The organism is Kitasatospora sp. NPDC041988 (assembly GCF_055588525.1).
In genome coordinates, this window is record NZ_JBVJCO010000089.1 from 1 (window position 1) to 11,941 (window position 11,941).

Below are 11,941 nucleotides of genomic sequence, written 5' to 3' on the forward strand. Positions count from 1 at the left end.
GGAAAAGCGCAACTTTTTTCGTCTGCCTTCGTTTTTCGAGTGGGCTTCTATTCCCCACACCCCCCCCCCCCCCCCCTTCCTTTTTGCTTTTCCCCCCCCCCCCCCCCCCCCCCCCCTCCCCTCCTCCCCCCCCCCCCCCCCCCCCCCCCCCCCCCCCCAGGACCCGTGCGCGACCAACGGCGCAGAGCTCCGATGAGATGGACCGCGGCCACGATGCCGGTCAGTGCCGCCGGCGGAGTCGGGCCATGAGCTTGCCCGACTCCCACAGGAGCAGGAGCGCCACGGGGGCCAGCAGGGCCCAGCCGAACTGGGCGAGGGTGATCTCGGTGGTGCCGAGGATGCGGCGGAGGGCATCCATCTGGGTCACCAGGACCGCCAGGACGAACTCGGACAGGGCTGCCAGGTTCATCGGTCTGCTGTCGAAGGTGCTGGTGCTCAACGCGGTGGCGCGTTCGCTGCGGCATTCGTAGGCCGCCACGATCAGGCAGAGCGCGAAGGCGGTGAAGGCGATCGAGCTACCGGTCTTCAGGCTGCCGTAGTGGTGGTCGCCCAGTGTGATCAGCAGGAGCAGGGCCACGGTGACGGCCAGTCCGCTGAGTCCGACGGTGACCATGACGGACCTGGTCAGCAACGCCTCGCCGCGCGGGCGCGGGGTGCGCCGCATCAGGCCGGGGCTCGCCAGGTCGAATCCGAGGGCGAAGCCGAAGGGTGCGTTGACGACGAAGTGGATCCACAGCACCTGCGGCGGGGTGAACGGCTCGCCGGCGGCGATGTTGAAGACCGTCGCGCCGAGGAACGTCAGGACGAAGGTGACCAGGAGCATCAGGACGAACCGGATGTACTTGGTGAGGTTGTCGTAGAGTTTGCGCCCCTCCTCGACGGCGTACACGATGGTGGCGAAGTTGTCGTCGGAGAGGATCATCCGGCCTGCGTTCTTGGCCACGTCGGTGCCGCTGCCCATGGCGATGCCGATGTCGGCGGCCTTGATGGCGGGTGCGTCGTTGACCCCGTCGCCGGTCATCGCCACGACCTCGCCCTTCTTCTTGAGCGCGTCGGCGAGCAGGACCTTGTGCTCGGGCGCGACGCGGCCGACCACCCCGATGCCGTCGATCCGGGCGAGCCGTTCGTGCTCCGGCATGGCGGCGAAGTCCGCTCCGAGGATCGCGTCGCCGGGGATCCCGAGCTGCCGCGCGATGGCCTCCCCGGTGGTGACGTCGTCACCGGTCACCATGCGGACCCGGATGTGGGCGGCCTGGGCGCTGGCCACGGCGTCCCTGGACTCCGCTCGGGGCGGGTCGACCATGCCGACCAGGCTGGTCATCCGCAGGTCGGTGACGAGCGCGAGCAGGTCGCCGCCCGGGTCGAACTCCGACGGGTCCAGGTCGCGCTCGGCCGCCGCCATCACCCGGCGGCCCTCGCCGCCCATCCGTTCCGACCGGGTCTCGGCGCGGCCCCGCAGGCCGGCGTCCCAGGGGACGGCGCGGCCGGCGGCGAGTGCGGTGGTGGCGCGGGCCATGACGGCGGGCGCAGCGCCCTTGACGAAGCAGCGGACCACCGGTCGGCCCGTCGCGTCCACGGCCGAGGTGAAGGCGGCCATCAGCTTGTACTCGGGATCGAACGGCAGCGTGGCGAGCCGGGGGTAGCGCTCCCGGGTGGCGTCGATGTCCAGGCCGGCCTTGTGGCCGAGGACGAGCAGCGCCCCCTCGGTCGGGTCGCCGATCACCGTGCCGTCCACCAGCTTGGCATCGCTGGCGATCAGGTACGGCAGGATGGCGTCCTCGATGCCCGCCGAGGATCCGGCGGCGTGGTGGATCCGCCCCTCCAGGCCGTAGCCACTGCCCGAGACGGTGTAGCGGTCGGTGGGGCTGAGGACCTCGACGACGGTCATCTGGTTCATCGTCAGGGTGCCGGTCTTGTCGGAGTTGATGGCCGAGGTGAAGCCCAGGGTCTCCACGGACGGCAGTTCCTTGACGATGGCGTTGCGTTTGGCGAGGTTCAGACTGCCGACCGAGAGGATCACCTGGGTGACGGTGGGCAGGGCCTCGGGAATGGCGGCGATGGCCAGCGAGACGGCGCTGACGAACAGGGCGTCCCAGGCCTGGTCGCGGCTGCGGCCGAGGGCGAACATCACCACCATGGTCAGGCCGGCCGCCGCCGCGATCCACAGCGTCAGGGTGTTGAGTTCCCGGGTGAGTGGCGTCTGCTCCTTCTTCGTCGCCGAGAGCATCCCGGAGATCTTGCCCAGCTCCGTCCCGGCACCCGTCCCGGTGATGATCAGCACACCACTGCCGTGGGTGACCGGGGTGTTCATGAACGCCATGGTGGACTGGTCGCCCGGGCCGAGCCGGTCGCCGGTCAGGGTGCCCGCGTCCTTCAGCGCCGGAACGCTCTCGCCGGTCAGCGCCGACTCGTCGATCTGCAGCGAGCTGGCCCGGACGATCCGCCCGTCCGCGGGGACGGTGGTGCCGGCGGCGATGAGCACGACGTCACCGACCACCAGTTGTTCGGCCGGGATCTCCGCCTCGGCCCCGTCCCGCCGGACCCGGGCCGTGGTCTTCATCATCGACCGCAGGGCGTTCATCGCGCTCTCGGCCTTGCCCTCCTGCCGCAGGCCGACGACCGCGTTGAACAGCGTCAGGACGATCAGCAGGATCGCGGTGCTCCACTCCTTGATCGCCAGCGCCACCACCGCCGAGGCGACCAGGATGATCTGCATGTAGCTGCGGTACTGGTCGAGGAAGCGCAGCCAGCCCGGCCGCGCCTTCTCCTCCGGCAGCGCGTTGGGGCCGTTCGCGGCCAGCAGGTCCGCCGCCCGGGCAGCCGAGAGCCCGACCTCCGGGTCCACGCCGAGTCTTTCCGCGACTTCCTGAGGCGGCGTCGCGTACCAGGGCCGCATGGCCGGGCCCGCGCCCGGCCGGTCAGCCTGCGCCGTCATACCCGCACCTCCCGTGCTCCGTTCCTCGCGGCGGGTCGGCCCCTGTGGTGCTCAGCCACGGTGCCCGTTCCGGTGCTCGGCCGCGTACGGGTCGCGCGCCGCGCCATCGGGGGCCTCCTGCTCCAGCAGCCGCTTGGCGGCCCGCAGCTCCTTGCGGGCCTTCTTGCCGACGGTCGGGTACCGGGGGTCGATCTCCATCAGCGTGTGCACGAGCACCGCGGCGGCACAGATGCGCGCGAACCACTTGCGGTCGGCCGGCACGACGTACCACGGCGCCCACGGGGTGCTCGTGGCCGACAGCATCTCGGAGAAGGCGGCCTGGTACTCGTCCCACCGCTCGCGCTCGCGAAGGTCCGCCGCCGAGAACTTCCAGTTCTTCTCCGGCAGGTCGATCCGCTTCAGGAAGCGGGCGCGCTGCTCCTCCTCGGAGAGGTTCAGGAAGATCTTCACGACCCTGAACCCGTTGTCGCAGAGGTAGCGCTCCCAGTCGTTGATCTCCCGGTAGCGGCGGGCCCAGACGTCGCGCCCCTTCGCCTCCTCGGGCAGCCGCTGGCGGTCGAGGTTCTCGGGATGTACCCGCACCACGAGGACCTCCTCGTAGTGCGACCGGTTGAAGATCGCGATGTCCCCGCGGGCCGGCAGACGCGACGCGTAGCGCCACAGGTAGTCGTGGTCGAGCTCCTCGGCGGAGGGCACCTTGAAGCTGCTGACGTGCACGCCCTGCGGGTTGACGCCGCTCATGACGTGGCGGATCGTCCCGTCCTTCCCGCCCGCGTCGATCGCCTGGAGGCAGAGGAGCACACCGTAGGTGTCCTGGGCGGCCAGCTTCGCCTGGTACTCGGCGAGCAGGCCGACGCCGGTGCGCAACAGCCCGGCGCCGTCCCGCTTCTTCATCCGGGCCTTGTAGCGGGGGTCGAAGTCCTCGGCGAGGTCCACCCGTGAGCCCGGTTCCACACGCAGCGGCTCGATGAACTTCGCGATCCGTCTGGCCTGCTTGTCCGGCATCGCCGACACCGCTTCCTCTCGGTCACGACGGGCTCGGGTCGCCCGTCCGGCCCCTTCGGCCGCCGTCGGCGAGGCCCGGTTCGGTCCCGGCCCGGTGCGCGGCCGTCTCCACTGCGCGGTGACCCGGCCCACCGTCCGGTGGACGTCGGTACCTGCCACCCTCCGGCCGGCCGTCGGGCCAGTCCAGCCGGGCACCGCCGTCCGGGTGGCCGTCCTCCCTCACTGCCGGTCGGTGGTCCGCGTTTCGGGGCCGTCGCCGTCGGCCCAGGCCCGGTAGGCGGCCACGGCGGTGGGCAGCGTGGGGAAGATCCGGTCCGTGCCGACGGAGTCGGTCAGCCCGTACGCGTCCAGCTCGCCCCGCAGGTCCTGCTTGACGCGGGCCAGGGCGAAGACGACGCCGCGTCCGGACAGTTCGGCACGGAGCGCCTCCACCGAGTCCAGCGCGGTGATGTCGACCTCCACGTTGGCCTCCGCGTTGAGGACGAACCAGCGGACCGGGTCGGTCTCCTCGGCCACCGCGGCCAGCGCCCGGCTGCGGAAGTCCTCCGCGTTGGCGAAGAACAGCGGCGAGTCGTAGCGGTAGACGACCAGCCCGGGAACGGTACGGGCCTGCGGGTAGTCGTCGATGTCGTGCATGCCGGGAACACCGGGCACCAGACCCTGGACGGCGTCGTGCGGGCGGGCCACCCGGCTCAGCAGCTCCGCCACCGAGAGCCCCACGGCCACCAGCACCCCGTACAGGATGTCCAGGGCCAGCACCCCGACCAGGCAGCCGATCGCCAGCAGGAACTCCCGCCGCCGGAACCCCTTCAGCCGGCGCAGCCCCGACACGTCGATCATCCGGGTCGCGGCGAAGACGACCAGCGCGCCGAGCACCGCCGTCGGCGTGTACTTCAGCAGCGGGCTCAGGAACAGCAGCACGGCGAGCACCACGACACCGGCCGTCAGCGCGTACGCCTGGGTGCGCCCGCCGGCGGACTGGGCGAGCGCGGTGCGGCTGGCGCTGCTGCTCACCGGGAACCCGTGCAGGAGGCCGGCGCCGAGGTTGGCCCCGCCCAGGGCGAACAGCTCCTGGTTGGCGTCCAACTGCTCGCCCTCGGCGCGGGACTCGAACGCCCGCGCCGTGAGGATCACGTCGGTGTAGCCGACGAGCAGCACCCCGGCCGCGGGCAGCACCAGACGGTGCACCTCGCCCAGGTCCGGGAGGGAGAGGCTGGGCAGCCCGGCCGGGATCTCTCCGATCACCGCGATGCCGTGGTCCTGAAGACCGAACATGGCCACCACCGCCGTGCCGACGACCACGGCCAGCAGCGGACCGGGGAACCGGGGAAGGAAGCGGTTGAGGGCGAAGAGAAAGAGCAGCGCCGCCGCGCTGAAGACCATGGTGGCGGTGTCCGCCTCCGAGAGGTGCCGCACGAAGTACCTCAGCTGCGGGCCGAACCCCTCGCCCTCCACCTCGACGCCGGTGAGCTTGGACAACTGGTCCACCATCATGATCAGCGCCACCCCGGCCAGATAGCCGATCAGGACCGGCCGCGAGAGCAGGTCGGCGACGAATCCCAGCCGCGCCAGCCACGCCAGCGCGAACAGCGCGCCGACCACCACGGCGAGCGTGGCGGCGAGCACCGCGTAGCGGTCGGCGTTCCCGCCCGCCAGCGGCCCGACCACGGTGGCGGTCATCAGCGCCGTCGTCGACTCGGGCCCCACCGACAGCAGCCGGGACGAACCGAGGAAGGCGTACACCGCCAGTGCCGGGAGGATCGCCCAGAGCCCCGCGACCGGCGGCAGACCGGCGACACCTGCGTAGGCCATGACCTGCGGCACGAGGTACGCCGCGACGGTGCCACCGGCCAGCAGGTCACCGCGCAGCCATGCCCGCCGATAGCCCCTGAGCACGGTGAGCCCGGGGAGTGCGGGAAGGGAGGGGCGCCATCCGCCGCTCCGCGGGACAGGCTGCGGCATGGGTCTCCTTCCGTCCCCCGCCCAATGATGCGGCAGAGACGCACGGCACCGAGGGAGGCCTCGCCCAGCGCGTCCGTGCCGGATCGTCGGAACCGTCCGACCTCCTTCTGACGGCCGATCACGGAGGGCCTCTGTGCTCCTCCGGTGGCGCGCGCGGTCCAGGAGTGTGGCGGGGGCGGCGGCAGCCCGGTGTGAACCGTTCCTGGGGAGTCGGCCGTATCCACCGGTGAGGTGGTGCCCTGATGCTGTCGCCACGTCAGCTCGGGCCTTGTGCAGCCGTGTTGGCGGCGGACGGCGGCGGCACGGCGCGGGACCGTGCGGCGGCGCCCCACGTCACGTCCTGGCACTGCTCGTCACCGCTCTTCGCTGCCCATCGATTTCGGAGAAACTCCCTTGCGCAACAGCAGGTTCACCTCGGTCCTCCTGGCCGGCGCCACGACGCTGGCGGCCCTCGCCGTCGGCGTCGGCCCGGCGGCCGCCACCCCGTCCGACCCGGTCGCCGTCACCGCCTCCCCGGCTGACCAGGACGTCGAGGTCTTCGCCGAGGACGGCGCCATCAGCCGGGCCGAGGTCCCTGGGGCGTCCCCCTTCGTCGCCGAGCCGTCCATGGGCGCGGCCGCCGCCGGGGACGGTGCCGTCACGAAGATCGTCAACAACGGGAGCACGGACAGCAAGCTGGACGTGGTCATGATCGGCGACGGCTACACGGCTTCGGAGCAGGAGAAGTTCCGCAAGGACGCCGCCGCGAAGTGGAAGGACATCAGCGCCGTCCAGCCCTACGCCACCTATCGCAAGCTGTTCAACGTGTGGGCCGTGGACGCCGTCTCCGCACAGTCGGGCGTCTCCGGGGACCCGAAGCAGACCACCGTCCGCAAGACCGCCCTCGGCTCGCACTTCTGGTGCAACTCCATCGAGCGGCTGCTGTGCGTGGACATCAAGGCCGTCGACGCCTACGCCGCCAAGGCTCCGCAGGCCGACCTCGTGATCGTCGTCGCCAACACCGCCAAGTACGGTGGCGCCGGTTACGGCAGCACCCAGTCGCCGCTCGGGTACGAGGGCATCGCCACCGTGGCGGGCGGCAACGGCGCGTCCGGCCAGATAGCGGTGCACGAGACCGGCCACTCGCTGGGCAAGCTCGCGGACGAGTACGTCACCGAGGGCCAGGAGCCCTACCGCGGCGCGGAGCCCCCGCAGCCCAACATCACCACCCTGAGCGCCGACCGGATGCGCCAGGACAAGGTCAAGTGGTACCGCTGGCTCGGGAAGACCTCGCCCGACGGCGGCACCGTCGGTGCCTACCAGGGCGCCGGCAACCACCCGTCCGGCCTCAACCGGCCGACCGACAACTCCGTGATGCGCTCCCTGGGGCGCGAGTTCAACCTCCCCGGCCGCGAGGCGATGATCGCCGGCTTCTACCGGCACGCCTCCACCCTCTCCAGCGCCACGCCCGTCACCACCCGGCTGACCGCGACCGACCGCCTCACCGTCGACCTCCCGGTCTCCGGCACCAAGCTGCTCTGGTACCTCGACGGGAAGGAGGTGACGGCCCTGCGCGACCGCAAGACGATCGCCATCGCCGACCTCGGCCCCACCGGCCCCAAGCCCGCGGCCCACGAGCTCAAGGCCGTTGCGAACGACCCCACCTCGGCCGTCATCGACCCGGCCCTGACCCCGGCGCTGACCCGCAGCCTGGTCTGGAGCGTCACCCGCTGACCATGCGCGTCAGACGGCAGGTCAGACCAGTGCTGCGCCCCATGCCCTGGCCCGGTCCCGTTCACCGGCCCGCAGGGGACCGTCGGCCTCCTCGACGATGAATCCCTCGGGTTCGGCCACCACGTCGTAGTGGTGGCGGGAGAGCCGCTGTGCGATGCCCTCGGCCGCGCTGCCGCTCATCCGCATGTCGGCGCGGGTGTCGAAGGCTGCCGCGTGGGTGCCGGGTTCGGTCTTCGGGAGGCCGTGGAACCAGGAGCGCAGGCCCTGGCCCTCCGCGGTCGCGGCGGCCTCCCGCGCGGCGTCCTCGCGTCCCTCCTTCTTCGCCTCGGCGGAGGCGGCCATCCGGCGGCTGAGACCTGAGGACATGCCGTGCATGTGGGTCGGTCCACCGACCACGAGGAGGTCGGCGGTCCGCGTGACGTCGGTGCCGGCCTCTGCCACGGGGATGCAGTCGACCGCGGCGTCCGGCGCGGCCTCGTGGACGCCCTCGGCGATCGCTTCGGCGATCTCGCGGGTGTTGCCGTACATGCTCTCGTACACGATTACTGTGTGCATGGTTCTCACCTCTCCCTTCCAGCGTGCCGCGCCGCTCGCGTGCCGGGCGTGGGTCGTTCGGCCCTGACCGTGCCGCCGACAGGACCCACCGGTACCGGAGATGCCGGCGCGTCAGCTGTAGGGGACGACCGCGACCGGGCAGTGGACGTGGTGGATGGCGGCGTGGGCCACCGACCCGATGTGCGTGCCGATCGGCGCGCGGTGAGTGCGGCGGCCGACCACCACGAGCCCGGCCCGGGCCGCCTCCTCGACGAGGACCCCGGCGGCACTCCCACGGACCAGGTCCGCCGTCACCGGCACCTGCGGGTAGCGGTCCCGCCAGGGCCGCAGTGCGTCCGTGAGCTCCTTCCGCTCGGCCAGCGCGAGATCCTCGACCGTGTTGCCGATCGCCGCGAAGGCCATGTACGCGCTGCCGTTCGGCTGGTCCCAGGCGTGGACGGCGCGCAGTGGTGCCGCGCGCAGGGCGGCGGCCTCGAAGGCGAAGGCGATCACGGCGTCGCACGGGTGCCGGAGGTCCAGGCCGAGGACGACCTCGCGCTCGGCTGCGCCGTCCGGGGAGTCGTCGGCCCGGACGAGTACCACCGGGCAGGTCGCCCGCCGGAGGACTTCCTGGCTGACGGACCCGACCAGGAAGCCGCGCAGCGTGCTGAGCCCGCGCGACCCGAGCACCAGCATCGTGGCGTCCCGGCCCGCGGCCTCCAGCGCCGTGGCGGGGTCCTCCGGCACGTGGGCGGAGGTCACCTCGGCTCCCGGGAACCGGGCACGCAGATCGGCCTCCCGGAAGGCCAGCTGCTGCCTGCTCCAGGTGACGGCGTCGGAGGTGCCCAGCACATCGGTCCTGGGCCAGGGCCAGGCCTGGACGAGTTTCAGGGGCAGCCGGCGACCGAGCGCCTCGCGGGCCGCCCAGTCGGTGGCGGCGACGCTCTCGGGCGACCCGTCGAAGCCCGCCACGACCGGTCCGTTCACGATGTCCTCCGAGTGAATGGGCGAAGCCGAAGTCGACGCCTGGGCGGTGCCCCGGCGGCCCGTGACGATCGGGGCCGTGTCAGCGACTCAGGAATCCGGCGGCGTGTCGTTCGCGGCCGCGTCGGTCCGTCCGGCGCGGAGCAGTTGGTGCCCGAGGTCCACCAGGGCACGCCCGGCGGCGTACTCGTCGCCGATCTCCGGCACGGGGTCGTCATGCGGGTTGCGGTGAGCTGTGGTCCGGCTCTCCAGTGTGTTGTCACCGGTGTCGAGCACGGCGTGCACCTTGGTGGTGTCGCCCTCCTCGAAGAGGTCCAGGCGGAGGGTCCACTGTTTGGTCCGGGCTGACGGGGGTGCGGTGCGCTCGTCCATGTCCAGGTCCGTTCCTTCGGGGGCCGCCTGCGGGGCCGGTCCCGTGGGTGTTCACGCCCGCCGGGTGGGGTCGGGGGTGTCGTCCGGTCCCTCCATCCTGTAACCGCAGGCCGTGGGTCGGCGAGGGGAGCGGGCGACGACGGCGGGCGGTCCCGCCCGGCGGGCCGTGCTCAGTGCCCGCCCTCAGGCGGAGTGGGGACCGTGAAGACCGGGCAGTGGGCGCGGTGCAGCAGGCCGTGCGGGACGGACCCGAGCCGCATGCCGGTGAACCCGCCGCGCCCGCGGCGTCCCACCACGACGCCGAGCGCGTGCTCGGAGGCCTTGGCCAGTTCCTCGACGGGGTGGCCGCGCACCACCTCGTGCGTGAGCGCGATGTCGGGGTGGACGGTCCGGCGTCCGGCCGTGCTCTCGGTCAGCAGCCGCCGCAGGGTCTGGACGGCGGCCTCCTCGTCGACACGGCCGATCAGGTGCGACCGCCAGACCCAGACGGCGCGCAGTGCGGCTCCGCGCCGTGCAGCGAGGTCGAAGGCGAAGTCGACGGCCGCTGCGGATGACGGGCTGCCGTCCACACCGACGACGAGGTACGGCTGGTCCTGGGTGACATCCTCCGGTTCGCGGACGACGACCACCGGGCAGTGGGCCTGGGCGCTCACCGGCACGGCCACCGACGAGGCGCTCAGCACCTCCTCCAGTCGGCTCAGCCGGCGCGAGCCGACGACGACGAGTTCGGCGTGGGCGGACTCCCGGCAGAGCACCACGGCGGGAACGTCCTCTGCGACGGCCGTCGCCACCGACAGGTCGGGGTGCCGTCGGAGGGCGAGGGCGGCGGCCCCGTCCAGGGCCTGGTCGCCGCGCTCGCGCAGCTCCTTGCGGTACCGCCCCGCTTCGAAGGCATGCGGATCCTGGGACATCGGCGGCAGGGCATGGACCATCCGCACCGGCAGTCCGCGGCGGTCGGCCTCGTCGGCGGCCCAGGCCACCACCATCGGCCCCGGGGCGACGGCGTCCACACCGAGGACGATCGGACGGTTCCTGCTGGCGGATGTCATGGCTCCTCCACCGGGTCGGACGGCCCGTGATGGCCGGCCCTGTTTCCACAGGGCTGTCCCGCGTCGACATCGCGGGGGCTCAGCCCGGAACGACGGCCACCGGGCAGTGGGCGTGCTGGACGACCGCCTGGCCGGTCGAACCGAGCCTGCCGAACGGGCCGCGGTGCTCCCCGTGCCGGCCGACGACGACCAGCCGCTGCCCCTGCGATCTGGCGACCAGCTCCCGGGCCGGGTTGGAGCGCACGGAGGTCGCCGTGACGGCGACCTCGGGGAACCGCTCACGCCAGCCGGCCAGCACCTCGGAGAGCAGCCGCTCGTGCTCGGCGGCGATGTGACTCTCTTCGTAGACCAGCGGGAGCTCGTGCCCCGGGCCGGCGACCAGCGGGTAGGCCCAGGCATGGAGCACGAGCAGGGGGAGGTTCCGGTGCAGCGCGGAGTCGAAGGCGTACGCGAGCACTTCGTCGTCCCGTTCCTTGCCTTGGACGCCCGCCACCACCGCGCCGCCGGCCTCGGCCTCGGTGGGGTGCACCACGACGACCGGGCAGGGGGCGTGAGCGGTGGCGTGAAGGCTGGTCGAGCCGAGCAGCAGCCGGGGGAAGCCCCCCGAACCCCGCGCGCCGAGCACCAGGAGGAGCGCGCCCTCGGCGGCCGTGGCCAGGGCCTCACGTGCGTGGTCGTCGACCAGGGTGGCGGTGATGTCGAGGCCGGGGTGCCGGAGCAGGACCCGCTCGCGTGCCGCGTCGAGGAGAGCGGTTCCCGCGTCCTTGGTGAGTCGTGTCTCGCGGCCGGCGGGAGCGTGCGCGGTCTCACCGAACCAGGCGTGGACCAGGTGGAGCGGCGCCTCCCGCAGCCACGCCTCGTCCGACGCCCAGTCGACGGTCTGCTCGCTCGACTCCGAGGCGTCGATGCCCACGACGACAGGGTTCTTCATGGCCGGCACCTCCGGATTGCGGGGCGGCATCGCGGGGCGGCCCGTTGCTCGTGGCGGACCCGGCGTTCGGGCTTGCGTCCAGGCTATGCCCGGCGCCGCCCGGCAGCAGCGGCAGACGCCGGTTGCCCACCGCCTGCGGAGCCCGGTCACGGGGGTCCGGTCCGGCTGATCCCTTCCTCTGCTGCGGCGCGACGGTGCGGCTCGGCGGTCCGGCGCGCAGAATCGTTCGGGAGACGACGCCAACCCCCGGGGAGCCGGCGATGGACGCGACGGAGCCCGACCGGCCCGTACGGGTGTTCCTGCTGGACGACCACGAGGTGGTCCGGCGGGGGGTGCGCGACCTGTTGGAGGCGGAGCCCGGCATGGAGGTCGTCGGTGAGGCCGGCACCTGCGCGCAGGCACTGGCCCGTGTCCCGGCATTGCGGCCGCAGGTCGCGGTCCTGGACGTGCGGTTGC

General features: G+C 72.6%; 10 protein-coding genes. 2 read left to right on the top strand and 8 right to left on the bottom strand.

What is annotated here, in order from left to right:
- Positions 1-220 precede the first annotated feature (220 nt).
- From ACZ6NC_RS41340 to ACZ6NC_RS41350, 3 genes are all read right to left on the bottom strand, one after another.
- Positions 221-2,935 carry a cation-translocating P-type ATPase gene (locus ACZ6NC_RS41340; protein ID WP_465739055.1) on the bottom strand — a complete coding sequence of 905 codons (2,715 nt, stop codon included), beginning with the start codon at positions 2,933-2,935 and terminating at the stop codon, positions 221-223.
- Positions 2,936-2,986: 51 nt separating this feature from the next.
- Entirely contained in the window at positions 2,987-3,940 is a 954-nt protein-coding gene (locus tag ACZ6NC_RS41345; RefSeq protein WP_465739056.1) for a polyphosphate kinase 2 family protein, read from the bottom strand.
- A 219-nt stretch (positions 3,941-4,159) separates the two neighbouring features.
- The gene (locus ACZ6NC_RS41350) at positions 4,160-5,902 is read right to left on the bottom strand and encodes a SulP family inorganic anion transporter (protein ID WP_465739057.1); all 1,743 of its coding nucleotides are present in this window, start codon (positions 5,900-5,902) and stop codon (positions 4,160-4,162) included.
- Positions 5,903-6,295: 393 nt separating this feature from the next.
- Here ACZ6NC_RS41350 and ACZ6NC_RS41355 point away from each other — a divergent pair, with 393 nt between their 5' ends.
- The gene (locus ACZ6NC_RS41355) at positions 6,296-7,615 is read left to right on the top strand and encodes a M64 family metallopeptidase (protein WP_465739058.1); all 1,320 of its coding nucleotides are present in this window, start codon (positions 6,296-6,298) and stop codon (positions 7,613-7,615) included.
- 21 nt (positions 7,616-7,636) lie between these two features.
- Here ACZ6NC_RS41355 and ACZ6NC_RS41360 read toward each other — a convergent pair whose 3' ends face one another.
- From ACZ6NC_RS41360 to ACZ6NC_RS41380, 5 genes are all read right to left on the bottom strand, one after another.
- Positions 7,637-8,170, bottom strand: a complete 534-nt coding sequence (locus ACZ6NC_RS41360; protein WP_465739059.1) for a flavodoxin family protein — start codon at positions 8,168-8,170, stop codon at positions 7,637-7,639.
- A 111-nt stretch (positions 8,171-8,281) separates the two neighbouring features.
- Positions 8,282-9,136, bottom strand: a complete 855-nt coding sequence (locus ACZ6NC_RS41365; protein ID WP_465739060.1) for a universal stress protein — start codon at positions 9,134-9,136, stop codon at positions 8,282-8,284.
- 87 nt (positions 9,137-9,223) lie between these two features.
- Positions 9,224-9,505, bottom strand: a complete 282-nt coding sequence (locus tag ACZ6NC_RS41370; RefSeq protein WP_465739061.1) for a dsRBD fold-containing protein — start codon at positions 9,503-9,505, stop codon at positions 9,224-9,226.
- Between the two features lie 170 nt (positions 9,506-9,675).
- Positions 9,676-10,554 (bottom strand): universal stress protein, encoded by an 879-nt coding sequence (locus ACZ6NC_RS41375; protein ID WP_465739062.1) that lies wholly within the window; start codon positions 10,552-10,554, stop codon positions 9,676-9,678.
- A gap of 79 nt (positions 10,555-10,633) precedes the next feature.
- Complete coding sequence (locus ACZ6NC_RS41380) at positions 10,634-11,485, bottom strand: universal stress protein (protein ID WP_465739063.1); 852 nt, start codon at positions 11,483-11,485, stop codon at positions 10,634-10,636.
- Between the two features lie 260 nt (positions 11,486-11,745).
- Here ACZ6NC_RS41380 and ACZ6NC_RS41385 point away from each other — a divergent pair.
- Positions 11,746-11,941, top strand: a 196-nt coding sequence (locus ACZ6NC_RS41385; RefSeq protein ID WP_465739064.1) for a response regulator transcription factor, incomplete at its 3' end; no start/stop codon positions are given.

Coding starts and splice junctions, on each gene's coding strand:
- ACZ6NC_RS41340 (WP_465739055.1), bottom strand. CDS start 2,935: ATGACGGCGCAGGCTGACCGGCCGGGCGCGGGCCCGGCCATGCGGCCC.
- ACZ6NC_RS41345 (WP_465739056.1), bottom strand. CDS start 3,940: ATGCCGGACAAGCAGGCCAGACGGATCGCGAAGTTCATCGAGCCGCTG.
- ACZ6NC_RS41350 (WP_465739057.1), bottom strand. CDS start 5,902: ATGCCGCAGCCTGTCCCGCGGAGCGGCGGATGGCGCCCCTCCCTTCCC.
- ACZ6NC_RS41360 (WP_465739059.1), bottom strand. CDS start 8,170: ATGCACACAGTAATCGTGTACGAGAGCATGTACGGCAACACCCGCGAG.
- ACZ6NC_RS41370 (WP_465739061.1), bottom strand. CDS start 9,505: ATGGACGAGCGCACCGCACCCCCGTCAGCCCGGACCAAACAGTGGACC.
- ACZ6NC_RS41375 (WP_465739062.1), bottom strand. CDS start 10,554: ATGACATCCGCCAGCAGGAACCGTCCGATCGTCCTCGGTGTGGACGCC.
- ACZ6NC_RS41380 (WP_465739063.1), bottom strand. CDS start 11,485: ATGAAGAACCCTGTCGTCGTGGGCATCGACGCCTCGGAGTCGAGCGAG.